Annotated in this window: 23 protein-coding genes; 8 read left to right on the top strand and 15 right to left on the bottom strand. The window is 36.0% G+C overall.

Going from position 1 to position 25,872, the window contains the following annotated elements:
* The first annotated feature begins 74 nt into the window (after positions 1-74).
* Entirely contained in the window at positions 75-1,016 is a 942-nt protein-coding gene (locus tag ACSBPO_RS20570; RefSeq protein ID WP_442596615.1) for an aldo/keto reductase family protein, read from the top strand.
* Between the two features lie 67 nt (positions 1,017-1,083).
* On the opposite strand, the gene ACSBPO_RS20575 is transcribed toward ACSBPO_RS20570, so the two are convergent.
* Complete coding sequence (locus tag ACSBPO_RS20575; RefSeq protein WP_442596617.1) at positions 1,084-3,051, bottom strand: DUF4855 domain-containing protein; 1,968 nt, start codon at positions 3,049-3,051, stop codon at positions 1,084-1,086.
* Positions 3,052-3,315: 264 nt separating this feature from the next.
* Positions 3,316-4,092, bottom strand: a complete 777-nt coding sequence (locus ACSBPO_RS20580; RefSeq protein ID WP_442596619.1) for an REP-associated tyrosine transposase — start codon at positions 4,090-4,092, stop codon at positions 3,316-3,318.
* Positions 4,093-4,561: 469 nt separating this feature from the next.
* Here ACSBPO_RS20580 and ACSBPO_RS20585 point away from each other — a divergent pair, with 469 nt between their 5' ends.
* The 3 genes from ACSBPO_RS20585 to ACSBPO_RS20595 all read left to right on the top strand — a co-directional run bounded on the left by ACSBPO_RS20585 (position 4,562) and on the right by ACSBPO_RS20595 (position 9,019).
* Positions 4,562-7,291, top strand: coding sequence for a tetratricopeptide repeat protein (locus ACSBPO_RS20585; RefSeq protein ID WP_442596621.1), 2,730 nt, complete (start codon positions 4,562-4,564; stop codon positions 7,289-7,291).
* Positions 7,292-7,491: 200 nt separating this feature from the next.
* The gene (locus ACSBPO_RS20590; protein ID WP_442596623.1) at positions 7,492-8,559 is read left to right on the top strand and encodes a hypothetical protein; all 1,068 of its coding nucleotides are present in this window, start codon (positions 7,492-7,494) and stop codon (positions 8,557-8,559) included.
* A 259-nt stretch (positions 8,560-8,818) separates the two neighbouring features.
* Positions 8,819-9,019 (top strand): cold-shock protein, encoded by a 201-nt coding sequence (locus tag ACSBPO_RS20595; RefSeq protein ID WP_442596625.1) that lies wholly within the window; start codon positions 8,819-8,821, stop codon positions 9,017-9,019.
* Between the two features lie 101 nt (positions 9,020-9,120).
* Here the strand turns inward: ACSBPO_RS20595 and ACSBPO_RS20600 are convergent, their stop codons facing one another.
* The 5 genes from ACSBPO_RS20600 to ACSBPO_RS20620 all read right to left on the bottom strand — a co-directional run bounded on the left by ACSBPO_RS20600 (position 9,121) and on the right by ACSBPO_RS20620 (position 14,706).
* Positions 9,121-10,560: a hypothetical protein gene (locus tag ACSBPO_RS20600; RefSeq protein ID WP_442596627.1), complete on the bottom strand. Its 1,440-nt coding sequence runs from the start codon at positions 10,558-10,560 to the stop codon at positions 9,121-9,123.
* Positions 10,561-10,689: 129 nt separating this feature from the next.
* Positions 10,690-10,851, bottom strand: a complete 162-nt coding sequence (locus ACSBPO_RS20605) for a Spo0E family sporulation regulatory protein-aspartic acid phosphatase (RefSeq protein ID WP_442596629.1) — start codon at positions 10,849-10,851, stop codon at positions 10,690-10,692.
* Between the two features lie 338 nt (positions 10,852-11,189).
* Positions 11,190-12,437, bottom strand: a complete 1,248-nt coding sequence (locus ACSBPO_RS20610) for a hypothetical protein (protein WP_442596631.1) — start codon at positions 12,435-12,437, stop codon at positions 11,190-11,192.
* A 349-nt stretch (positions 12,438-12,786) separates the two neighbouring features.
* On the bottom strand, positions 12,787-14,124 hold the full coding sequence (locus ACSBPO_RS20615) for a hypothetical protein (protein ID WP_442596633.1): 1,338 nt from the start codon (positions 14,122-14,124) through the stop codon (positions 12,787-12,789).
* A gap of 30 nt (positions 14,125-14,154) precedes the next feature.
* The gene (locus tag ACSBPO_RS20620; RefSeq protein ID WP_442596635.1) at positions 14,155-14,706 is read right to left on the bottom strand and encodes a hypothetical protein; all 552 of its coding nucleotides are present in this window, start codon (positions 14,704-14,706) and stop codon (positions 14,155-14,157) included.
* A 214-nt stretch (positions 14,707-14,920) separates the two neighbouring features.
* Between ACSBPO_RS20620 and ACSBPO_RS20625 the strand changes: the two genes are divergently transcribed.
* Positions 14,921-15,919, top strand: coding sequence for a hypothetical protein (locus ACSBPO_RS20625; protein ID WP_442596637.1), 999 nt, complete (start codon positions 14,921-14,923; stop codon positions 15,917-15,919).
* A 21-nt stretch (positions 15,920-15,940) separates the two neighbouring features.
* Positions 15,941-17,290: a hypothetical protein gene (locus tag ACSBPO_RS20630; protein WP_442596639.1), complete on the top strand. Its 1,350-nt coding sequence runs from the start codon at positions 15,941-15,943 to the stop codon at positions 17,288-17,290.
* Between the two features lie 35 nt (positions 17,291-17,325).
* Here the strand turns inward: ACSBPO_RS20630 and ACSBPO_RS20635 are convergent, their stop codons facing one another.
* From ACSBPO_RS20635 to ACSBPO_RS20660, 6 genes are all read right to left on the bottom strand, one after another.
* Positions 17,326-18,066, bottom strand: coding sequence for an SH3 domain-containing protein (locus ACSBPO_RS20635; RefSeq protein WP_442596641.1), 741 nt, complete (start codon positions 18,064-18,066; stop codon positions 17,326-17,328).
* A 29-nt stretch (positions 18,067-18,095) separates the two neighbouring features.
* The gene (locus ACSBPO_RS20640) at positions 18,096-19,226 is read right to left on the bottom strand and encodes a hypothetical protein (protein WP_442596643.1); all 1,131 of its coding nucleotides are present in this window, start codon (positions 19,224-19,226) and stop codon (positions 18,096-18,098) included.
* 13 nt (positions 19,227-19,239) lie between these two features.
* On the bottom strand, positions 19,240-21,312 hold the full coding sequence (locus tag ACSBPO_RS20645) for a hypothetical protein (protein ID WP_442596645.1): 2,073 nt from the start codon (positions 21,310-21,312) through the stop codon (positions 19,240-19,242).
* Positions 21,313-21,331: 19 nt separating this feature from the next.
* Entirely contained in the window at positions 21,332-21,916 is a 585-nt protein-coding gene (locus ACSBPO_RS20650) for a DUF4145 domain-containing protein (protein ID WP_442596647.1), read from the bottom strand.
* Between the two features lie 180 nt (positions 21,917-22,096).
* On the bottom strand, positions 22,097-22,819 hold the full coding sequence (locus ACSBPO_RS20655; protein WP_442600420.1) for a CBS domain-containing protein: 723 nt from the start codon (positions 22,817-22,819) through the stop codon (positions 22,097-22,099).
* Between the two features lie 95 nt (positions 22,820-22,914).
* Positions 22,915-23,820, bottom strand: coding sequence for a zinc metalloprotease HtpX (locus tag ACSBPO_RS20660; protein ID WP_442596649.1), 906 nt, complete (start codon positions 23,818-23,820; stop codon positions 22,915-22,917).
* Positions 23,821-24,208: 388 nt separating this feature from the next.
* Here ACSBPO_RS20660 and ACSBPO_RS20665 point away from each other — a divergent pair, with 388 nt between their 5' ends.
* Entirely contained in the window at positions 24,209-24,640 is a 432-nt protein-coding gene (locus tag ACSBPO_RS20665; RefSeq protein ID WP_442596651.1) for a cupredoxin domain-containing protein, read from the top strand.
* Here ACSBPO_RS20665 and ACSBPO_RS20670 read toward each other — a convergent pair.
* Positions 24,618-24,800 carry a hypothetical protein gene (locus ACSBPO_RS20670; protein ID WP_442596653.1) on the bottom strand — a complete coding sequence of 61 codons (183 nt, stop codon included), beginning with the start codon at positions 24,798-24,800 and terminating at the stop codon, positions 24,618-24,620. The genes ACSBPO_RS20665 and ACSBPO_RS20670 overlap by 23 nt on opposite strands.
* 266 nt (positions 24,801-25,066) lie before the next feature.
* On the opposite strand from ACSBPO_RS20670, the gene ACSBPO_RS20675 reads away from it, so the two are divergent.
* On the top strand, positions 25,067-25,276 hold the full coding sequence (locus ACSBPO_RS20675) for a hypothetical protein (RefSeq protein WP_442596655.1): 210 nt from the start codon (positions 25,067-25,069) through the stop codon (positions 25,274-25,276).
* A 16-nt stretch (positions 25,277-25,292) separates the two neighbouring features.
* Here the strand turns inward: ACSBPO_RS20675 and ACSBPO_RS20680 are convergent, their stop codons facing one another.
* The gene (locus ACSBPO_RS20680) at positions 25,293-25,817 is read right to left on the bottom strand and encodes a hypothetical protein (RefSeq protein WP_442596657.1); all 525 of its coding nucleotides are present in this window, start codon (positions 25,815-25,817) and stop codon (positions 25,293-25,295) included.
* Between the last annotated feature and the right edge of the window lie 55 nt (positions 25,818-25,872).

Consider the following 25,872-nt stretch of genomic DNA (forward strand, 5'->3'; position numbering starts at 1 on the left):
TATAGTTTGAATATTAAGGTTATTTCTAAAATAGAAAATCTCAAATTAAAACCAAATGGAGGAGGGTAATGATTATGCAATATCGTCGCTTAGGGAATTCTGGTTTGAAGGTAAGTGAAATCAGTCTTGGAAGCTGGCTTACATACGGTGGCTATGTAGAGGAACAAAATGCGGTATCTTCCATTGATCAAGCCTATGAGTTAGGAATCAATTTTTTCGATACAGCCAATGTATACATACGTGGTGAAGCTGAAAAAGTGGTTGGGAAGGCATTAAGCAAATATCCGAGAGAATCTTATGTACTGGCAACAAAGGTTTTTGGAAAAATGGGGGATGGACCGAATGACCAAGGTTTATCACGCAAGCACATTATGGAGCAATGTGACGCGAGCCTAAAGCGACTTGGTATGGATTATATCGATGTTTACTATTGCCACAGATACCACCAGGAAACACCATTAGAAGAAACTTTACGTGCTTTAGATGATTTAGTACGACAAGGAAAGGTTCTTTACCTCGGGGTAAGTGAATGGACCGCAGAGCAAATAACAGAAGCCGTACATCTTGCCGATAAAAAACTTCTAGACCGCATCATTGTAAATCAGCCTAACTACAGCATGCTTCATCGAAAAATTGAAAGTGAAATCATTCCTGTCAGTGAAAAACATGGGATTGGCCAAGTGGTCTTTTCCCCATTAGCACAAGGGGTTCTAACAGGAAAATATCAAAAGGGTGAGGCCGCTCCTGAAGGAACACGTGCAGCCCAAAATCATTTAAAAATTTCGCAACTAACGGACCAAAACCTTGTTAAAGTAGAACAGTTAAAAGGAATTGCCGCTGAAGAAAATCTAACCATGAGCCAGCTTGCCCTTGCTTGGATTTTAAGACAATCCAATGTATCCAGTGCCCTTGTTGGAGCAAGCCGCCCAGACCAATTAAAAGAAACCGTAAAAGCCTCTGGCGTAAAATTATCTGGCAGCACACTTGAGAAAATAGATGAGATATTGAATGGATAAAGCATAGGGACGGTTCTCTTGCTTCGTCAACTGAAAGTTGATGAAGCAGGAGAACCGTCCCCTTGTTTCATTTTTTCAAAAACTGATAAACCCGGTCGTAGTAATCCCGGTATTGTTCTTCGAATTTTGGTGTGTTTCCGTCGCCGAGGCGGTGGATCATGACGGTGCCTTGGTACATGATTGTGCTGCTTTTTTGGATGCCGTAACGATCACCGATTTCCATATACTGATCAAAGCTTCTTTTTAGTGAATCAATACTAGAAAAAGAGATATCCTCCATCTCTAGATTGACTCCCATTCCGTATTGGTAAGCATTCGTGTAGCCCCAATGTAATCTCTTTTTAAGTTCTAACGGATCGGTTACGCTCCTTGCATTTGGCTGGAAGTAGGCAGCATCAAATCCGTATTGGCTCCAATTTTTATAATTGGTTGCTTTTGAATGGGGCGAGAAGATAAACTTTTTCTGTTTCGAATGAATGAGATTCGCCGTTTCCGTTACAAGTCTCTCATCATCTTTGCTTCTGACCGTTTCGTTGATCCAGTAAAAGCCTTCGAATTGAATATTATCAAACTTTCCACTTTCAAAAACTTCTGCAATATCGTTCACATACCATTTTACAAGCTCAAATCGGTTATCATAATCGGCCGCAACAGAGGTTCCATCAAGCTTGATGATTTCGCCTCTTGCTTTTGGATACGGAATCCCGATATATACCTTAATTTTGTCCACAACCGGGATAGAGGAAACATCGAGATTTAAACTATCGATCACTCCGCCAGGTTGAAGCGTTCGTTCTTTATACCAATTCCACTCCTGATAGTTTGCTTGATTCATAACGGTTTCCTCAAACCTACCTGTATCTGAGTAAAAACGCCCTAATATAATAAAAGTGTCAAAAAACGAATCGACATACTCTCCATTTTTTTTATAAGCAATATAAGGATTGAAAAAGTCTTGCGGAAATATTCCATGCGTTCCTAACTCATAGCTATCTTGGTTCTTTCGGTCAATTTCATAACCGTTGTATATTAATACACCATTTCCAATATTCGCTGAGTCCTTTGTCTGAAAGGCATTCTTATATTTGTTCACATCATCATCAATGGATTGGATATAACTTCTTTGTCTATCATTATCCAATGCGTATTGAGAGGCTTCATCCCACGTTTTGAATGGGACTGTTTTCCCAGCACCATTTTTTACAACATAATGATTGTAATTTTCCCAAACAGATATATTCCTGTTCCCCTCCATAATGCGGGATTGATAGTTTTCCAGCTTATTCGCATAGGCAATGGCATTCTCTTTTGTATCAAAACCTGCTACTCGCTTACCTTCTACATATAGATGGAAAAGAATTTTCGGGTTGGTTGGTGGATACCACAGGACCATGCCATTCGCTGTATCCACTACCTTTGTGTAGGAATACTTCTTGGCATGATTGTAAGCCTGTTCGTAAGTAGTATAGGAAGCAACCGGTGTTGAAAAAGAATCAACGCGATACTGTCCTACCTTTTTATTTGGCGTTTTTACTAGTTTTATATGGCCAAAGTTTTTTAATAGGTTGATATATAGTTGGGCGTCTTCTTTTGTTAAAAAATCATTTGGTGCGAAGTCTTCATATTTAAAATAGCTATTTTTCGCAAAAAATTGGGTGTACAGCCAATCCACCGATTCTTTCTCTGTATATAATTTGCCCGTAAACCCTTGTGCCATGATTTGGGCCGCTTTTTTTCGAGTAATTTTGTCATCCCCAAACGGAGTATAGCTTGTCCCTATAACAGGAAGACCAAGGCGTTTGGCAAGATGATATTCTTTTATTGCTTTCGTATACGTACCGTCCGTCGGCATCGTTGCCAACTCTTCCGCCGCGAACTCTTTTAAAAATAAAGTCAGAAACTGCGACTCTGATAAACTGGCGTTGGAATCAGTCGCCGCCGCAGCCGCAGCCAATGCCGGTTTCATCGTGATAACATTCATCATTAAAACCAGCGTAAACATAACAAGTATCGACCTTGAAGCAAATCTAAACAAAACAAACCCATCCTCTCCGCTAACATTCGGTTATTATACCATAAACTGGAATCAAGTCGAGGGGAAAAAGTCACGGGGGGAAGCGCGGGCTGGGGCATGGGTTGAGGTTGCTTCACTGAAGCATGGAGCCGTTCACCTGCTTGAAACATGGGGCGGTTCCCACGCTTTAGTGAAGCATGGGGACGGTTCTTCTGCTTCATCACTCTTTGGTGATGAAGCACGAGAACCGTCCCCATGCACCACACTCGTGCCCATATTCCACCTTTACGCCCGGAAGATCAAACTAGCAGAAATCCCTAATATTCTTGCCGCTTGTCGTTGTGATAGTCCGTCGATTTCTTTTACTTTTCGAAGGACTTCATCTCTTTCCAGCCTCGGTAAGCTCTTGACTTGGGCAATCTCATTTACTCCAAGTAATTTCTTAATCTCCTGACTCGCCTCTCCATCCAATAGTCTTCTTCTAGGTAAGTGGACATCCAAGCATTGATCCTGATGACTTCTCTCATTAAACTCTTTGAAAAGGTAAATTGCCTTTGCACTCTCTGGTGAAATTTTCTTTAAAATAAATTCAGCATCCACCAACTTCTTAAGATAACTGTTTTCCCCATAATAGCCCCGGCAGCTGCTCCACTTCCATTCATTCACTCTTCTTACCATCCCAGCCTTTACTGGATTTTGGTGAATATATCGAATCACGGTAAACAAACGCCGATTCGATTCAACATTTTCACTTGTAAATCGATCCTGAAAAAGATGGCCCGTTGTCTGATACTTCCAGTTATAATATGAGACGTAACTTACGCCTATCCGTTTCATTGTAATAGAAAGTTCCTCTGTTCCTTCCTTCAACAAAAGATGCACATGATTATTCATCAAGCACCATGCATAGATGCTAACGTTCGCTTTCTTTTTATATTTTTCAACGATATCAAGAAACTGCATACAATCCTCATCATCGTGAAAAATTTCCTGTTTGTTCGCACCTCTTGATATAACGTGGTATATTCCGCTATTGCCTTTAAGCCTAGCTCTGCGTGGCATAATCAACACCTCTAAGCGATATTTAGTTTTTTTTTAGAAAAAATAAGAATGGACTTGCAGAAATTTTAGTAGAAGAATAGAAGACATTTAGTAGCAAAATTAGTGGATTTTTTAATAGGGTCTGATAAATGGTTTATATTGCTGGTAGTTAAATGATGTTTTTAGGAAAACGAGGGAGTGTAGCGAAAAGATAGAAATGTGGAATATAAACGCAGAATTTTCTTAGTAAACCTTTCTTTATAAAAATTACCTCCTTTGTTAACAATGTGTTTTACAAATCTATCATACACCACTTTTTGCAAAAGATGAAGCATAGGAATGAAGCATAGGGACGGTTCTCATGCTCCACTGATGAAGCATGAGAACCGTCCCTATGCTTCAAGCACGAGAACCGCCCCCACTCTTTCCATGACTACTATTTAATAGTAAAATAGAGCCAGATATTGGTATTTCTTGGGGAGGGGATGTTTTGTTACGGGCTAAACGTTCATTGCAGAGGTTTAAGGAGACGGCTTCGAGGCAGTTTACGGATCGGGAGGCGCCGAAGCAGTCTTTTTTAAAGGCGTTTCACTCGATACAGGAAGACAGATTTAAAGTACTCGTTTTCTATGGAGTTGGGGGAATAGGAAAATCGAGGTTATTAAAAGAATTGCAAACGTTAACAAGCAGCTTAGATGAAACGGCCATCAAAGTTTCCATTGATTTTCGTGATGAGAAGCACCGCGAACCTTCGGAAGCTCTTATATGGCTTAGACAACAATTAACACAAGAGTACAAGATTAAATTTACAACCTTTGATCTAGCTTACGGGGTGTATTGGAGCAAAATTAAACCTCAACTTACATTAAAATCAGAGCAAAAAAATATCCCATTTTTAGAAGAAGGCGATTTTATCGGGGAGCTCATTAACCAGCTGGAACATCTTCCAGTGGTTCAGTGGATACCGAAAACGCTTAAATTTATCAACGGGTTATCTCAATACAAAGAAATGATTCAATGGTGGAGTGGTATAGGAAAAAATGTCTTAAACGATTTAAAAGATATGCATCCTAAGGACATCGAGGATATGCTCTTAGTGTATTGGGCGTCCGACTTAATCGAATGGCTCAAACAGAATAATCGGAAGGCCATTTTCTTTTTTGATACATACGAAGCACTTTGGGAAAAAAATCGGACAGTTGGCTCTTATAGCGAAAAAGATGAATGGATCAGAGACCTTATCCTTCAATTCGAAGAGGTAAACGTTTTAAATATCATTTGCGGTAGGGAAAAAATTAATTGGGGTAAATACAATCCGGAATGGGACCAATATGTCGAACAACATCTCATAGGAGAACTATCTATCAAGGATTGTAAAAGTTTCCTTAATTCATGCGGGATTACAGACGAGCTTATCCAAGATACGATTATTAAAGGAAGCGAAGGGCTTCCCTACTATTTAGATTTAATGGTAGACACCTATCAGCTTATCCAACGAACGCGGACACCGGTTATCGATGACTTTTCCAAAAGACCGGAAGAGGTTCTGAACCGCTTCTTAAAATATCTGGATCGACCCGAACAAGAAACGTTAAAAATCTTATCCTTCACTCGATTTTGGTCAGAGGATTTGTTTGCCGATTTAGTGACGGAGTTCAATACCTTTTATCCTATCACGGCGTTTCATGATCTCTGTCAATTTTCATTCATCGATGAACATAACGAAAATGACTACTGGTCCATGCATAAACTTATGCGGGTTGGCCTGCAGGATCAACTAATAAAGGAATCTCCTCAAATCTTTGAACAAGTCCATTTCTTTTTATATAAATATTATACGAAACAATTGGACAAACCGAATCCATCATCAAACCAACTCGTCACTTTTTTTGCGGAAGGGTTGTATCACGGGGAGATGGTTTTAAAGGAAGAAGAATTGGTAGAATGGCTCGCTAAATATACGATTATATTAATCAACCATGGTAAATGGGCTAGCCTGATACATGAATTAGAGAAACTTCTAAAACATCATCCGAGCAAAAAGCTTCACGCCTATTGCCTGCAAAATATTGGAGAGATTCTTACACTTAGAGGTCAATATGATTTGGCAGAAAACCACTTTATGGAAGCGATTAAACTCCATGAAGATGGTTTAGAAACCCATCGTTTTAAAAATATAGCCCAAATCCAAAAGAGGCTGGGTGATTTATATCGAAATACAAGCAAGTACGAAAAGTCGATTCAAGCATTTAAAGGGGCATTACTGAATCTTGAAAAATTTAGAGACGATATCAGAGCCGTTCAAGATATGGGTTATATCTCCATCCGTTTAGGAAAAATTTATAAATTGCTATCTGACTATGTCCAAGCAAAGAGATATTATGAGAATGCTCTTGAGCTTTGTAACCCACTCATTCTGTCCAATAATGCCCCGTCTGCGATCTATGCTATTTTAGGCGAATCCTATGAAAAATTAGCTGAAATGATAAGTGACGAGGAAAAAGAGAAAGATGCCAACTCGATTAACTATTTAGTTGAAGCGATAAAGGCATATGACGTGGCCTTACAAGATAAAGACATGGTCGATTATATTCCGATTCTCGCTCACAAAGGACTCGCTCATAAAAGGTTAGCTGAATATTTTTCAAAAGACACACAGGCAAAGGAAAAACTAGATCATTTTCATAAAGCCATAGAGATTTATAATGAAGTGATTAGGCTTGCGCCGGATTATGTCAATGGACATGAAATGAGGGGCCATGCTGCTGCAGACTTGCTTAGACTTCAAATAGAGTTAGAGCTTTTTTCAGAAGGGATGGAAAGCTTTCAACTAGCGGTTCAGTCCTTTGAGGGGGCTATTGCCTTATCAAATAAACAGGGCAGCTCTCTTAATCGATTGAGTTCCTCCTATCGACTGCTTGGAAAATTATATCGGAAACAAAAAAATTATTCGTTAGCTCTAGAAAATTATGAATTAGCCGTACAAAAAAGTGACCAGGTTCTAATCAATGCCCCTGAATATATCTATGCCCATAATAGTAGAGGGAAGCTCTATAAAGAAATGGGAGATTGCTATTCAGAAATTCAAGACACTGCAAATGCACGGAAATATTATAAAGAAGCACAATCCTGCTTTGAAACTTCCTTAGTAAAATCACCACATTCTAAATTAGCTCTGCGATACAAGGAAGAAATCAAAATATTAATTAGTCAGTTGTGATGCTGAGGGATGCTGAGGGATGCTGAGGGATGCTGAGGGATGCTGAGGGATGCTGAGGGATGCTGAGGGATGCTGAGGGATGCTGAGGGATGCTGAGGGATGCTGAGGGATGCTGAGGGATGCTGAGGGACGGTTCTCCTGCTTCATAAATGAAGCAGGAGAACCGTCCCCATGATTATTTACTTTTTGGAGGTTATTAAATGAGGTTTGGAATTGTACTTACAATAATGTCGGTGCTATTTGGTCTTTTTGGAGGCGTAGAGCAGGCATCGGCGGCAGGAGTTTCAATTAAAAAGGAGTTTGAATATAAAACTCCTTATCTAACACATTCTCAGTTAAAGGAGATTTTACACATAACAAGCGATGGTTCGGTTTTAGTTGCGTTAGGATCCATGTATGATACTCTATCAGGATTCAAATTAATTTCTAGCACCGGAAAATTGAAATGGCAATACAAAACAAAGGAACTATTAAAATATGGATACCAATTTGGCTATTATTCTGAAGATGCTTTTTATTTGATGCCAAACTCTAAAGAAATAGAAATTATTGGTATGAAGGATGGGAAGGTAAAAAAGAAGATTAAAGTAACGGATAAAGAGGTTCAAAATTTATCTCCACTGTTTTATGATCAAACGAATACTGTTTATTATGTCTCAAATGATTATGAAAAAATGCTATCCATCAATCTAACCACAAAAGAGAAAAAATGGATGACAGGTCAAGAAGAACTGGACAAACTCATTCAAATGGAAAAGCATTTTAATCTTGATGGTGTGGTCCCAAATGAAGCTTATTCATATTTAGACCCTCACATGGATGATCAAGGTCAGATTAACCCTAAGGATTACCGGGAAAGGGCTAAAAAATATAATGGGTATTGGTCGATGACAAGTGGTCACTTTTTCTATGAGCCGAAAACGTTATATTATCTTCAAAATGATAAAATCGTTTCTAAATCAGGGCTTCAATACAGTGACTCAACGTTGTTTGCCTTCTCCTCAAATGGGAAAAAATTAATCGAAGTTAATAAACTTGGGCATGCAGACGATCTATTTGTTGAAAATGGCATTAGCTATATGGGTACGGCGGTTCTCAATCCTAAAAATATTGAAGACTACAAAGCATATCTAATCATCATCGATAAAAATGGAAAAACGATCTTAAAAAATCCAATCCCAGATCGAATATTCTCCATCGTAAAAGTAAAAAACCGAATCTTGCTTAACCTAGTAAACGGAAAACTAGTCTCCTACAAAATTCAGTGATGCACAGGGACGGTTCTCATGCTTCAAAATGAAGCATGAGAATGTACTGCACCTCAAAAGTTAGAGTAAAATCTAACTTTTGGGGGTCATATGAGAACCGTCCCCTTGCTTTTATATGTTATATCTGTTATTCTTAAAAAGAATTATTTTTGTTCGATATGTAAGGAATGAATAAGTATTTAAATTTTTCGCCTTTGATATCTAATTGAGCAACAATAGTAATAAAACGTGGAATTAATCCACACAGGAGGAAACACACATGCAACAAGGTACAGTAAAATGGTTTAACGCAGAAAAAGGCTTCGGTTTCATCGAAACTGCAGGTGGAGAAGACGTATTCGTACATTTCTCAGCTATCCAAGGCGAAGGATTTAAATCTTTAGACGAAGGCCAAAAAGTTACATTTGACACAGAACAAGGTCAACGTGGACTTCAAGCTACTAACGTTAAAAAAGCTTAATAAGCGCGTAAAAGGACTCTAATTTTAGAGTCCTTTTTTGTTGTGGTGCACAGGGACGGTTCTTTTGCTTCAGAATGAAGCAAGAGAACCGTCCCCATGCTTCATTCCCCAAAGTGCAATAATGCTATTTTATACAGGGGTAATCTTGAACTGCTATCAATTTCCTTAAGGAGTTCTTCCTTTTCCTTTAATTCTTTTTGATATTCTACTAACTCGCTCAAGACTAAATGTTGTTTATTTAAGTTTTTCACAAGAATATTTAGATCATTAGAGGTGCGAATGGTTTCTTTCACAAATTGGACGGTGATGTTTGCTTCAACCTTTTTTTTCTTCAATATTTCTACTGCAATGGTTACCATGTTTACGAAGTCAGGATCTCTATCAGCAGCTGCTAATTTATTGGCTATTGCTTGATATTGACCAATGATTATAGCAACTTGATTCATGTCTGGCTTTCCATTTTTGACTTTTATGGCTTTAGCTGCTTTATTTACATACACTAGTTGTTTGATAGCTACTGACCAGTCCTTAAGCTTTTTATCCATCTGGATTTGAGCAGTAGATACTTTCTTAATAAAGAGGTTTAATTGCTCTTTTCGTTCGGCTTCAATTTGTGCATTTACTTTTGCACTGATTAACTCTTTGATTTGTGACTCCACTTCTACTTCTATACTCGTCCTTTTTTGGACCTTCGCTTCTTCCTTTTCGGCTTGCTTCGGTGTTGCTTTTTGCACTTTTTCCTCTTTCGGATTCTCTTCCATTATCGTAGTTGTGTCACTTTCTGTTGGTACAGCTTCTATAAAAAAATGATCTTCCGGCATTATTATGGATTCATCTTGTGTTGAATTCTCGCTATCTCCTATAAGTTTTGTTACACCATCATGGCTTACTTCGTTAGCTTGTTTTTCTTTTTCTAACTCTGAGTCGCTTTTTTCGTTAGTTTGCTTTTCTTCTTCTACTTCTAAACCGTTTTCTTCGTTAACTGGTTTTTCTTCTTCTACTTCTAAACCGTTTTCTTCGTTAGCTGGTTTTTCTTCTTTTACTTCTAAACCGTTTTCTTCGTTAACTGGTTTTTCTTCTTCTACTTCTAAACCGTTTTCTTCGTTAGCTGGTTTTTCCTTTTCTACTTCTAAATCGTTTTCTTCGTTAACTGGTTTTTCTTCTTCTACTTCTAAATCGTTTTCTTCGTTAACTGGTTTTTCTTTTTCTACTTCTAAACCGTTTTCTTCGTTAACTGGGTTTTCTTCTTCTACTTCTAAATCGTTTTCTTCGTTAACTGGATTTTCTTTTTCTGACATTTCCTTTGAGTCGGCGTATTCCTCTAATAAAGGCAATTCTGCATTGGTTCCCTCTAGCGTTTCTGAGGAATCTGATTCCTCCATACTTACAACTGGAGTAGCAGTCGTTTTTTCTACGGCATCCGGTTCATCTGCAAACGCGGAACTTGATGTAAAAAAAGCAGCTGCGATGATTCCAGTTCTAATTGCCTTTTTAAAAATGAAGAATGTCCGTCTTTTTATGGTATCCGCTGAACAGCCCATTGCTCCTACCTCCTTTATTATTTTCTGAATTTCGTTAAATTCTATAGGAAGTCGTTTTTTCTGAGAGAATTACTTCTATAAAGTGGCACGTACTAGAGGTTTATATCAAAGATGTTTAAGAGGAAAGTCTTATCTTTTTCCTAACATAAGTAACTGATAATTAAATAATAATTGATCCAGTTGTTTACTAATACTTATGGTTTCTGTACTATTCAGACCTTTATGAAGTCCAATTTCAATCATTCTTTTCCTAATCTGATTGATTTGATTTAAACATTCACTTTGGTTCACTAGTTTCACTCTTTCTTCTATTTCATTTTCTTTATTTAAATCCTTTATTCCTGAGAATATTATGAACAATTATTTACAAGAAGAAAAGAGATTCGACAAACACTCTAAGTATATTACAATTTTCGATGGTGGATGGTGGGGATTGGTGCATAGGGACGGTTCTCTTGCTTCACTAATTCTATTATCTTTATATTAAAACCTTACTCTTCTTTACTAAGCTTTAATAGAATAAAAAACTCTCGGGTAAAGTATTAAAATGTTTGAATACTTTACCCGAGAGTTTATGAAATATGAAGATATTAAGAATGTTGAAGCATGAGAACCGCTAGCATGCTTCACTATTTCAGTGAGTAATATTCTTTCCAATCATTAATGAATTGTTCTTCGGTAGTTTTGAAAGTAGGCATAAAGGAGTTGATTGGATCTTGTGTTTCGAGAGATTTGGTATAGGTAAGTAATGTATTATGGTTATATTTGTTTTCAATAAAATATATTAAAGACTCATATATTTCATAGCTTTTGTACATTTTCATTCTTTCTGGAAGCTTCGTGAAGCTGTCCATATCTATGTTGTTTTCCTTTATACTTCTTAAAATCTTTGCTCTATATTCTTCTTTATTATATTTATGCTCGGATGTTAAATGTCCCTCAGGAATAGCGTAGTTTTCATATGGTATGAATTGGTGTTCTACATAGCTAGCCATTCCTTCAGTTAACCAATATAATCCACCACTTGATACGTTTGCATTAAATAGGTTTGGCGCTAAAGCATCTTGAAATGCATGTGTAAGTTCATGGACATATACATCAACCAAGCTTTCTTGTGTATATCTGTTATGTGGATAGAAACTTTCCCCTCTAATAAAAGCTCTCTTCTCGCCTGCAAAATACTCCCCAGATGTTGCTTTTGATACCGTATCATTAAAAGAGATAAAAACAGCCATATTTTGTGGTAATTGATTACCATTAAAATATTGGCAAATGTCCGTTACAACTTCATCTGAAATATCAATTATATATCCAAATTCATTAAATGCTTTTGCCGTTAGATAAATAGTTATTTGATCTGTTCTAAATTCATACCATTTTATAGCATTCTTTGAGTTACTTGATAGTAAGTTTCCTTTTTCATCTGTATAAATAAAATTTACACTACTTAATTGTTCAAGCTGTTTAATTTTTTTATGTAGTTCTTCTATTGTCTCATCCTTTTCTACAATAGATTCACTTAAATCTGATATCTCAATATTTTTATCATTAATAGATTCGGTTAAATCTAATAGATTGATATCCTTCTCTTTAATTGCTTTATTTAAATTAACTATCTGAATATCTTTATTTTTATTGCTTAAATCTTTAGTTTTAATTTGATTTTGCAATGCAGATTTTTCTTTCTTTAGCTTATCGGTTTCTTTTATTTTCAAACCCAGTTTGTTCTTTAAATCCTTTACTTGTTTAGTTAAAGAAGTTATTTTCTTTTGTACCTCTGCCATTGTTGAACCTTTCGTCGCCCCCAAGACGGGTGGTGTTGCTATTGAAAAAATAAGAAAAACTACTATTAGGGTTATTAACCAATTCTTTTTCAATTTATTCCCTCCTTACTAAAAAACAAAAAGAAACATCTTTTTTCTTTTTACTTTATAGGTCTGTTTTTACTTCGTTTTACTTTTTTAGATCTCCTCTACGGATAATGCCCATAAACTCACTCCATAAAACACAAATTATAAATGTAATATTATACCAAATCATTATTTATTACATCTTTATTCTTCGATACTATGAAGCTAGTATTTTGTTAGAAAATGTTAAACACTCAAAATTTAATCATTTATAAAATATGTAAAAAAAAATAGAGAAACAACATGGCTTCTCCATTACTTTAAATTCCCCTAAAATATTCTAAAAAAAGTGAAGCAGAAGAACCGCCCCCACGCTTCACCCCAAAACACGATCCAAGTAATCTAGTTCGTGTTGGAGGTCTTGTTGGAGTTTGGTTTGAAAGAATTCTTCTTTGACTCTGCTTATAAATCGGGTGTCGCTGATGAGGCGGTAGATGGTGACTAGTATTCCACCTGCATCAAGTTTCTTTAAGTCTTTTGACAGAGCAACATAAATGACATTGCTAGTGGTGGCAATGGCGTTAGATAATAGTAGAATTTTTCTTGTTTTGACTTCAAAAGCTTCAAGACTTCCATATTTCTTTTCGTCGTAAAATAACCTGTGTATGAAACTAATAATGGTATTAATTAGAACGGAAAGGGTTGCGCCTCTTGTGACACTATAAGTGTCTATATTAAATTGATTAATGAGCACCTTGGATAAATCATTATCTAGCGTACTTACAAAAGGAATAGGCAGACCTTGTTTGGTAAAATAATCGGTGCCAAAATGAATCGCTTGTTTGATAACAGCCGCCGGCAGATTATATTTATTTTCTTGAGCAACCTCCTGTGCGGTCGTGATTGCACCCCATGTACCATTCGGAAAAGGATCGCCGATTTGATAATTGGTTACTTCATAGGTTGTAAAAAAATCACTTTTCGTTAAGGAATCGGATAAAATATTCACCGGTCCAAAAAACCATCCAAGGATAGGATCATGTCCTAACGTTCGGTATCTGTGGGTATTGGCACTTATTCCTGTATCCTTACTTTTATCAAGTCTTTTAACAGCATCATAGGGAACACTGCCAAATAGAATATCTTGCCAATCTTTTGGTACTCTTTTTTTCAAAGGATCCTTTATCGCTTTATCGGCATCTTCAGCTTTATTAAATCTAAATTTTTCATTTGAAAAAATATATTGTCTGGCACACTGTAAAGCAGTTGCTAATAATAAAAACGAAATATCTACCTTATTTAGTTTCGTCTTTCTGGCAAATTCCTGCTCAATTTCTTCATACCTTTGATCCGCTTTGGCTATTTCTTCTGGAGTCAAAATGTCCTCAATGAGGGTATGTTCATATCCAGCTTGATTTGCTTGAAGGACTAACTCTTCCCAGGAAGGGGCCTCCGTCATTACATCTACACCTACGGTTGGATTGTCCTCTTCCACTTCGTTCGTTGTTTTCTTCACTTCAATATGACCTAAACCATATTTTTTTAAAAGAGTCATTGATTTAGAGATAGATTCATCCATCTCCATCATTTGGTCATGGCCTTTTTTCACTAAACCTTCCATATGGACAATGTTGTCTTTTGTATCACTAGTGAGCTTATTTAATTGATCTTGATTAAATTTTAATAAATTTAATATCTGTTGATCCTCATCCATCCTCATATTCCCCAATCTATCACCTATCCATTAGGCAACCTGCAAGTCGCTTCCTAGTTCACTGATAATTTTAAGCAAAGCTTCATTAATGGCTAATAATTCATTAATTTTAGCCCTAAGCTCTTCATTGACCTTGTTAAGCTTTTCCTCGGATTCTACCCTTTGCTTATCGATTTCTTGGTATTTTTTAATCACGTCATTTTGTTTACTAATCGCTTCTTTATACCTGGTCAGTTTCTTTCTATGTAAATCTTTTTGTCTTTTTCCTTTAAAAATGAAATAGCCAATTCCACTTAAGATGGCAACTGGAGCTACAAAAGGTAACAACGCTGCCGTACCAATAGCTGCTGAAGCACCACCGATAAAACTAGCGGTTCCAGCTACACCCGCTACACCTGCTCCTAACCCTGCCACTCCTATTCCTGCACCAATGGTTCCTCCAAGGGCTATCCCAATTGCAGGAGGAATCGTTTTACCGTCTAAAAACACAGGACGATTCGTTCCTAACGCTTGACTAGCAAAACGAAACACCTCATCAATGCTCTGCAGACTCTTTTCATCCTTAAAAATCATTTTCGCCATTCATCCTTCCTCCTAAAAAAAACACAATCTTCTACTTCTATTTTACTAGACTTTTATACCAGTATAGTAAAAATTTTGGAGCATGGGGACGGTTCTCTTGCTTCACTTTAGTGAAGCAGAAGAACCGTCCCCATGCTTCTTCTTGCCTCGTATTGTCGTTAAATGTAAAATTTATATAGGAAGAAATGTAAGTTAGCCTAGAAGGAGTTTAGTAATGGAACTTAAAATAAATATTTTCAAATATGAGCCTTATTTATCAGAGATAAATTTTTATAATCTGCAGCATTGTGTTGTTTCATTTAGAGAAAAGCAGTATCTATCATCTGCTGTTTGGGGTGCGGTATTTCTAGAGGGATTTCTGGTGGATCTTGTAAAAGAGCTTGATGTAAAAAAGCATGATTTTAAAGACTTAAATGAGTACATCACCGCCCTCTACAAATACGATAAGATTGCCAACAATCCAGAATTAACGGTTCCAGATGAAATTGCTAAGAGATGTGATGAAATCCGTCAGAAACGGAATCGCTTAGTTCATGCTACAGGCCATGGTAAAGAAACTTTGCAATTAGATGCACAGTCTATTGTGGAATATTTAAGAGTGATCTTAGATTGGTACATAACTAAATTCCCTCCAAAAACAGTAAACAATCAGAATGACCAAGAACCCACAAATGAAGAGGGTCACATACCTGTATTTATTAGTACCATTAACCCAGACACGGAATATCATAAATTTTTTCTAGAATTATTTATGTATCACCTCAAGAAAATGGGAATTAAACCGATTAGGGCTGATCTAGATGATTATGATAAAAATGATCCTATCGGAAAAATTCGGCAATTTGTTGCAGAAACAGAGGCTATGATTGTCATTGGTCTAGAAAGAAGTCACGCCTACTTCTTAAGAGACCGAGTAGGTGGGTCCAAAGAGGAAGATAAAATCCATACGAAATATACATCAGGTTGGTTGCACTTAGAAGCCGGAATCGCCAACGCCTTACAAAAAGATATTTTTGTTATTGCCCAAAATGATATATGTAGTGATGGGGTATTTGATCGTTCATGGAATACCTATCCAGTAATTGAGATTGATTTTGGTAACCGTGATATTGATGCCATTACGAGTATGTTTGAAGAAACAGGACAATTAGCGGTTTTCTTTAAAAAATTAAATAATTGGGTTACACGAACAAAAGAATCATTAAATGCTTAAAAATCAAGACCAGGAGGACTTATGGACCAGCCATTGATCAAGCAACAACTTACGTATATGATTTTTCCTTTCGTTTATGGGAAAGACTATCAATCTATTAATAGGATGAAACACTTTCACGAAAAAAAGGTGAAGAAAAGTAAGGTATTTGATCATGTTTCCAACTTAATCTCCAATAATGATGATGCGAAGGGGAAAATAGGAAAGGCCTTTTCCCTCCATACCAATCGAAGAGGGGAATTTGGACTTACGGATCATATAAATCAGATACTCAGCTTTGAAAGAAAGGAAGAATCCCATTTTATTACGTTAGAAGATATCGATGTCTATCTTTTTGAAACACAAATAGGCTTTATCTCGATAAAACTGACCATTAAAGGAAATGAAAACTCGGAAGCCCCAACGATAAAGGAATTTATAAACACAAGTTACCAATTAAAAAGATTTTATTATGGTAAAAATACGTTAGGCTATGAGAATCAAAAAGTGGATTTGAAAGTATTAATTAACCAAATAACGAAGGAACTGAATGTACAATCCTTTTTTGAAAAAGTGGATAAACCCCATCATGCATTAATGTTCTCTTCTATTCTTCTTGATAAAAATGAAGCTAATCAAAAAGCACTTCCAACCTATTTATATGAGATGAGAAAATCATTTACACAAAACTATCTTCCTAGCAAATGGGATTTAGATACAGAGAACAATCCTGATATTTTTCAAGCCTTTGAAAATAGCTATTGGGGCGTCTCATTAGAAGGATTATCGAATATAGCCTTTTTAACAGGGGATAAAGAGACAGATCAGTTTTTTGAAAAAAGTTTCTTTGATAATCTAGAACAAACTTATTTCTATCTTTACCTATTAGTTCTTCAACAGAAATACACTCTATTGAAACTATCGATTGAAGCTGGCAGCCTTCATGAGCATATATCAAAATTGACAGTTTCAGAACAGAGTGAAACGGTAAACAACTTTAAAGAAAGAGTCATTCGTTTTATAGTAAGAGGTAATTATAGACAGGCTTCTTATATCACTCATCATGCCGATCTATACAAAATCATCAGACAACGATTAGGTATCGATGAGCTATTGGAAGAATTACATAATGAACTTGAAGCACTTTCAAGCTTCATAGACATTAAGGAAGATCGCGAACATAGGAAAAAAGAAGCCAGCACCAATTTAATGATTCAATTAATTACACTTGTATTTTTACCGATATCAGTATTATCAGGAATATTTGGAATGAATATTCCCTTCATAACACAGCACTCAACGAATCTACACTTTTTTTATGCCTTAATATTATTTTACTTTCCATGCGTGCTAGCCTTTCTTCTATATAAAGAAAGGCGAAAAGATCGATAAAAATAAGAAGGTGCAAAGAGCACCTTCTCATTTTTTTAATATTTCTGTATCGCGTGATCGCCAATCCACCCAATTTTCCCTTGTGGATTCCTCACCTTATACCATACTTTCCCATTATCAAAGGTATCTTCATTCATATATTCCAGCTTTTCACCTTGTTTGACAATGATCACCGTTTTACCTTTTATACTTGGTGTATCTCTTAGCGGCACTTCATTATACTTTTCTATTAATCGATAATAGGTCGTTTCTTTCCAAATGCCCGCAGCATTAACCTTGTAATTCCCATCATGATAGGACATGAACCAACCTTCAAAGTCACTCCATTTTTTTACGATTCCATTGTTTCCATTGGGGTTAATCCAAAGCAAAACTGCCAAAAGTAGCGTAATAGCGATGAAAGTATTTCTCGACCGGCTAAAAATGAGTTTGCGATTTTCCAACCATTTTATTGGAAACATTTTTAAATCTGTAAAAATCACCAAAATTTTATGGAAGCCTTCTCCAACTGAGTAAGCAAAACCAATTGGATTTTCATTTTTCTTTCTTAAAAAACGGGTCAGCAAAAACTCATGATATAATAAAATAGAAAATACAATGTCTAGTACTTTCGTTAATACTTTTAATAGAAAAAGAATAAGACTTGGAAAAAAACGATTAACTAGACGCAATGCAAAATAGCCAATGATTAATAAAAATAAGGTAACACGAGCGAAAAGTGGCCACCCAACAAACACAACCCAAATGGTGGCCAATATCTCTTTAATAAATTCCATTCCATCCCCCTCTTATCATTTCGAAATCATTAATCTTCCCATTCGACATTATCAATATCAATTTCCTTTACATGCTTTGGCTCATTTAATAAATGTTTGGAATCATCTGCTGTGGTTGCTGCTATCTGTAGAACACCACTATTTTGGAATGTTTGACTGACGGCCATATTTTTGAAAAATTCAACAATCTCAGAGTCTTCATCAAGCATATCTAATTGTTTTAATTTCACATACATATCAAGGATTTCTTTTCGGTCCTCTTTATTCTCTTGACGAACTGTTTTTAATACATCTAAGATATCTTCTTTGTTTTCGCTAAAGATCATCATAAGCTCAGTTTTATCATTACTTTCAGAAATAAGCTTCTTCATGTGATTTGCTTTCATTTCTTTCTCCGAAAGCTCTGTCTCAACCTTGATTTTGCCTAGGGTTGCTCTTTCTCTTTCTAATTCTTGCTCATTTTTCAATCGATTCATCTCTAACTCTTTTTCAAATTGTTGACGCATGCGTTGACGTTCTCTTTCTTCTTCGTTACGTTGAAGCTCTAGTTCTCTCTCAAACTCTTGTTTCATTTTTTCGCGTTCACGCTCAAATGCCATACGCTCTTTTTCTTCTCTTCGATTTTTTTGTAAAAGTAGAGCACTATCACTTAAGTTTAGTTTCAAATAAATATCCTGAACTTCAAACCCTTGAGATTCAATTCGGTCTATCAAGGATGAGTCAGCAGTTAATTTCAAAACAGCCTCTTTTGCTTCTTCGACCTGATCAATCGAATAAAGAGATGTGACTCTTTCTACTCTTTTAGAAACAATATTAAAAATGAGACTTTCTGCATCTGTGACATAGTTTTCAATAATCTTAATAGGTGAATTTACTACTATTGAACATTCAAGCGATACCTTATATTTTTCTAAAGGATCTTTCGAATCCACTTCAAAGGTTTTTTCTAAAAATTTGGTAGCCATATCTACCGTATAAGCAGTATGGTAATTTCCCCAACGAATCTCACCACGGGTAGGTTTTTGATTGGGGTAAAGCACTGTTTTTTCACTATTTCCTACAAGTACAAGCGATTTACCACTAGGAGCTGTAGGCACATTACGTGAAAATAACCCCATTTTTCCTAACTTTTCATCATGTTCGATTGGATATGTATTCATTTACTACTCCCCTTTATTGATTATCGATAATATGAATGATCTTTTGTATCGCACTATTTGTTTTTCTAGGATTCAATGACCATTTTTTTAATTGATTGTAAAGCTTTTCACGATAAGAAATGCTCAATTCCTGGCGAATCTCCAGAATGAAAATACCAGTTGGTTTCAACCATTGTTGGTGATAAGATGCGATATCAAGCCACTTATAAATAAGCTCCATGGTGCTTTTTCTAGTCGATTGTTTTTCCATTCCTTTTTTAAAAAGAACAACGAGATATTCCTTCCTTACACGTATCTCTTCAAGGTAATGCAAGGCAATGGGATATTGGGCTTCCTTTTGCTCCATGAATTGTAAAAATAAGAAGAAAGGAAAATCTGAATTTTCCATCTTGATCATTAGGTTCATGATAAAGGCTAAGCTTTTTTCAAACATAACTGGGAATTCATGCCCAGAACGATAAAGTGATAATGCGGTAGAACGTATAATAGGATGCAAGGATCGATTTTGCTTTTCAATGACAAAGGATAAATCCTCAAATGCAAAGTCTGGGAGCATTGGACCAATTTTTCCATAGACCGCTAGAGCCGTCCAGGTTAAAAAGGAATGATTCAATCTGGACCAATGATGAATAAGTCCACGAACTCTTGGTAAAGTAGCCTCATTCATAGCAAGCTTCACTAATGTTTCCACCGCAAGATATCGTACTTTAGGATGTGGATGGGTAGCCCAGATTTGAATAACATCGTCTTTAAAGGTTTTAAAATCAAGGGGTGCTAAATCTACAATGGTTCGTTCTATTGATTTTAAAATCAAAGGTTCTGAACTTTCTCCGTAAGAGCGGAGCAAATCTAGCAAAGGCCTGCGAATTCGCGGAAAGGAATTCCATACATAGTGGAGGATCGATTTTGAGTAAGTATCATGGTGAAAGGAAATATGTTTAATGGTATCCGCCCCATATTCCATTTGCTTAAGTTCATCGTATAAGTACGCATGTAACCCCTTCAATTTGGCACGTTCATCTTCATAAAATTCGTCTACGGTTTCATCATCCGTTGTCATAAATGGACCCAATATACCCTCAACGTGTTTTTTCTCATGTAAAACGGTATCCAAAGGCATTTTATTAAAAAGCGCAATCGTGATAAAAAAAGATAGATTCTCTAAGCTTGGCCTTTTAGAAAACCAATTTTCAATTTGACGATCAACATGAGACCGAAGAGAAGAAAAAATATCATCAAAGGTAATTTGATTTTGCTTATATTTCACTACCTGTTCTATGAGCAAATCAGATTCTTTAGGGATAAGATATTGGTTAAGCTGTTCTCTAAAATGTAAATCATTAGCCACTTCTAGATAACTACCCAGCAACTCATGATCATGATGAAAATGATAATTTAAGTGATTGATAAAAATCTTATGTCTTTTTTCAGGTATTTCACAGCTAGATGCCATATGTAAATGTAATGGATTGGCATGTGTAAATATGAAAAAACTATTTAAATTCGCTAACTTTTGAGCCAAAACTTTTAACTGGTGTTCAACGGTTGACTGAATAGATAATGTCATATAATGGTCAATGATATAGCCGGTATTTTCTTTAAAAGGAAAATGGATAAGATCCTCTAGGGTGACTTCGGGAAATATTTCAAAGATCTTTTCAACACCATTTTGAAGGAGAAGATGGATCCCTGTAGAAAATTTCCCCACACCATTTTCACCTGTTAAAATCAATAAATGATGGATCGATAATGTTGATAGCTTCTCACTGTAGGCAGGGACTTTTTCATATACGAATCGTATAAATTCAAGTTCTTCCGCTTTTATTTCATATAAGCTAATATCACTGCTCTGCCCACCGCTTCCTCCTGTAACATATTGATCTCCTTTTCCGGTTTGAATGGAACCATTGATTTCCCCGTTAAAGTTGTAATACATTTTATAAAGGTTAATATTCCGATCCGTTTGCTCAGCTAGTTGGAGAATTTCTTCTTCTTCCTCGTCTATAGAAAAAGCTGATTCTACTTCATCATCTTTTTGTTCTTCAACGGTTTCTTCCTGTTCTTCAACCGGTGAATGATTTTCCATCCAATTAACCTCCTACTCTTTATTTTTTTACTTCTTTATTCACAATTTGATTTCCAATACCTAAGTGGAAATTTCCTGTCATGGGTCCACTAATATCGGTTTGAACATTATGTATATTTTTTATCACCTTTGTGCTTTCTCTATTAACAAAAGAGGCTGTAGAGAGATTCGATTGGGGAGTAGTTTCACCTATATATTTTTCGGCATACCAATCGAGAATATCGCATAGGGTTGTAAGGGTCGAGACAACATGAGTAATTTTCAATTGTTCTGTCTTGTCTCCCTGGTCATGAGAAGCAAAGTTGCCCATTTTCTGAATAAACTCAACTTGATTAAAAATGGGTACATCAATTTTACGAATAAACTCCATATTTTTAGGATTACCCTTATCAATTAATGTTCCGATCATGGCATTTGCTTTAGGGGGTTTGCCCATTTCCTTTTCATACACATCTTTTAGAATTCTTTCTAAAATCGTTCTCGTCTTTTGCAAAGCCGCCATTGGATCGTCTTCTAAATAATGATAGGCTTGCTTCATTTCTCCCTTTAACAGCTCAAGTTGTTGTTCGAACCGTTCTATCTGCCGAAATAAAAACTGGGTCATTCGCCCACCTCGCTTCTAGGTAAATATGATGAATAAGTGGTTAATTTCTCTTTTATTTTAGTATATTGTGACTACTTTGTAACCATTTTGTTAGAATTTGTGGATAATTCAGGAAGGAGTTCTTTCTAAAAAAACTTCAACCTATTATCGGTGAAGTGCTTGAATTTAATATGATTCTAATCATTCCAATTCCTGCTCCATAGCATCGATTTCAACCAAATCCCATGCGGAGATGATCCCCAACGGTTTTTCACTTTCAAGTCCATTTTCCGTAATAATGACGGCTTCCAGCTTCTTATGCGCTAAATGATAATCTTCAAACATTTCTTCCACTTCATATATATCTATTTCTCTATTAACGTATAGAACTATATGTGTCCGTTCAAATGGGTAAACGGCAGAGACAGGTGCTTTTTCAAGAGTATTGGCTGATAAAGGTTGTTTTGACAGCCACCGGATAATACCTTCAGAAGTTAATAACCACTTATAGCCTGAAGCATCATAAATGGGGAACATTGTGTAAGAAAGCTTATCTATCACTTTCATCATATCCTTCAATGACGTTTCCTCTTTGTAATAGAGGACCGGTTTACTAGCAATTTGCAGAGCCTTTTTTGGTTGTTCAAACAACATAGCAAGTTTTTCAATATGGAGGACAATTTCTTTATGCGGTTCTGCGATATAAAATTTAGCCTTTACTTTCTCGTGAACAAGAGAGTTTCGAAGCTTCGCATATTGCGAGAGGTCCTGCCTATAGGTACGAATAATCGCATGGGCACTTCCACTATTTAATAACTCTTTAAAAGCATCACTTCTAGCATTCGGAACCATTCTCACTAAACATTTATGAATACGATTAAACGCCGCTTCAAACCTCTCAGCCAGAGGTGTTCTCGTCATCACATCTTCCAAAACGATTCTCTCCCTATGAAGCAAAGGGACGGTTCTCTTGCTTCATCAGCCAACTATTAATGAAGCAGGAGAACCGTCCCCATGCTTTATAAAATTTCTGCCTTTTCAGTTGACTTCACAATCAAGGCACTTGATTCTTCTTCGAGTTGATCCATCAGTTCTTGTAATTTTGCAATACGAATGTCAGGTTCTGGATGACTAGACATAAGGTTTGCCCATAATCCTTTAGTATGTATTCCTTCAAATTCATTAAAGCTATCTAATACCTTAATTAATTTATGACCATATCCGGCTTTAAAAGCAAAGGCATCTGCTTGGTATTCGTTCTGTCTACTTGAGTGCATGACTAAGGCTGTACCTAATTTTGTCCAAAGCCACATCATTCCAACTAAAATAAGATCAACAAAAAAGGAAACAACAAATCCACCTAGACCTTTAGTTGCACCTCCAACGAAAGCAGCCGCAATTAAAAAGAAAAAGCGATACAAGATAAATAATAATGAGACAATTAAGTTTCCTACAGTCACTACAAGGATTAAATCCGTATCTTTGTTAGACAAATGCCCAAATTCATGAGCTAATGTTGCTTTAATCTCTTCATCATCATACTCCAGAAACCCTTTGGTTAAACAAATCGTCTTCCTACCAGTAGCAAAGGCATTAGGAAATTTATCATTGGAGATAAACAACTTTACATCTTCAGGTAGTGAAGGATCAAGCTCTTTTGCTTTTGTATAAACTTCATCAAATAGTGGCTTCAATCGAGCAATATGATCCTTTCGTACAACTGGTTTACACCCATTTTGAACCCTTAATATCCATTCCCCAATCGGTGATAGGGCAATGACTAGAGATGCAACATAAATTGCTAAACCAAGTAAGACATTTTGAAATAACCACATGACAATTAAAATGTTAATAATAAGATATACGACAATTCCAATATTGCTCTTACTTTTAAGCCTACCTGCAAAATCGACAATATATGTCATAATTAACCTCCTTTTCAATTTACATAACAATTAAATTAGCCCTAATTTATCATACTTTCGACAAACTTATTGTCGAAAAATATCGAAAATAGGACTTTTTATTTAAAATATTGTAAATTTACATAAGAAAAAGGAACTATGAAGCATAGGGACGGTTCTCTTGCTTCATATCAATCTATTAGTTATTAATCATAAAAATATGAAAAAAAGATAATCAAACTTTTAATCAGTGCAACAACGACCACAATGGAGACTCTCAAAAATGTAAAAATTTCCTTTCCTTTTAGGTTTCCAACACGAAAATATTTTTTTCCTTGACCTGAATCAAGGAAAGTCAAAAAAATCCCCTTTAAAATAAAGAAGAAAAAACAGAAAGGGGAAATACAATATGAAAAAACTAGGATTATTTTTATTAGCAGGTGCATTAACATTAGGTTTAACTGCTTGCGGAGGATCAGATGAAGCGTCAAAGTCGGAAGACACTAGCGCAGATACAACAACCACTCAGCAAGATGAAGGAACAACAGCAGCCACAACATCAACAGATGCACAAGAATTTACAATCACAGCAAAAAACTGGGAATTTTCTGCAGATAAAGAGTTAACAGTTAAAAAAGGAACAACCGTTAAATTGAATTTAGTGAACGCAGAGGGCGTTCATACCATTTTAAACGATGATTTTGGAATTAATCTAACTGCAGATGCACCTGCTGAATTTACTGCAGATAAAACTGGGGAATTCGAGTTGAAGTGTAATCAAATTTGTGGTGCGATGAAAGACCATGAAGGAATGAAAATCACTCTAAAAGTTGTAGACTAATCAATATCATCAACAGTAGCCAGAGGGGAACCTCTGGCTTTTTGCTGAAGCAAAGTGGCGGTTCTTTTGCTTCAGCAGTGTTGAAGCAAAGGGACGGTTCTTCTGCTTCATCACCCCACCCACCAATAAATGAAGCAAGAGAACCGTCCCCATGCTCCAATCCCATATCCCCCTGCTCTAACTCTCGTAATTTTTTATTTGCATTTTTGAAAATAGTTTTACTTTTTCTTTTAATACTTTTAGAAGATAACAAGCAATTTAATAGTGATACCTATTTAAAGCGATTACGTTTAAATATTTAATATAGTAGTATCATTTATAACTTTTTTAAATTATTTAACTTTTTATTTGTGCCTACTCATCCATCCTATAAAATGCTATTATCAGAAAGGTTTAGAATCATTAAAGTAATATATGAGGTGTACGATGCAAATACATGAAACCGAATCTAAAAATCTATTAATCGAAATCCTTACGACCAGAGAACTACTAAAAGACCTATATAATGAAAAAGGACCAAATAGTTCAGACTACATCTCACTCAGTGTTAAGCATAATGTCCTTATTGATCAATACTTTGAAAAGAAGCAAAGGGACGGTTCTTCTGCTTCATCAGCCCCTAAAAATGAAGCATGAGAACCGTCCCCATGCTTCATTCATTCTCCATTTCTGATAACGATTTGTTCATTTTGTCTTCGTTTCTTTTGATTTCTCCACTCTCTACTTTCATCGACCCCCGATATGTGTAGTTTGTATTTTGAAAGAAATCATAAGCGAACTTATCCATCGGTTGCTGCTCTTGGTCATCATAAAAATTATCTATAACTCTACATTTAAACATATTCGTTAACATATATTCGTGATTATTGATGTCACTTAAATATCGGTCCTTAGAAAACTCTTCTATAATATCCTCCTCAAATGCATGTAACTCTTCTTCACTTGGCTGATAACTGCTTGCCAATAAAGAAACTTCATCAGCCTTTTCAGATTTTGTCTTTTTGGATGCAGCGGTACTCTTTACTTTTTTTTGCCAATCCAACTTCTGACTCTCTTGGCCTTCTTCTTTCTTGCTATTTTCTTTATCGCTTATTGAGCAAGCACCCATTATCATCACAAATAGAAGAAAAAGTAGAAAAACTAAACGACTCTTATGATTACTTTTTTCCTTACTCATCACACATCCCCTAAACGAAAAACCAATTTTTGGTTAGTATATCCATCCTACTGAT

Origin of the sequence: Neobacillus sp. D3-1R, from assembly GCF_052180215.1 — a bacterium.
GTDB lineage: Bacteria > Bacillota > Bacilli > Bacillales > Cytobacillaceae > Pseudoneobacillus.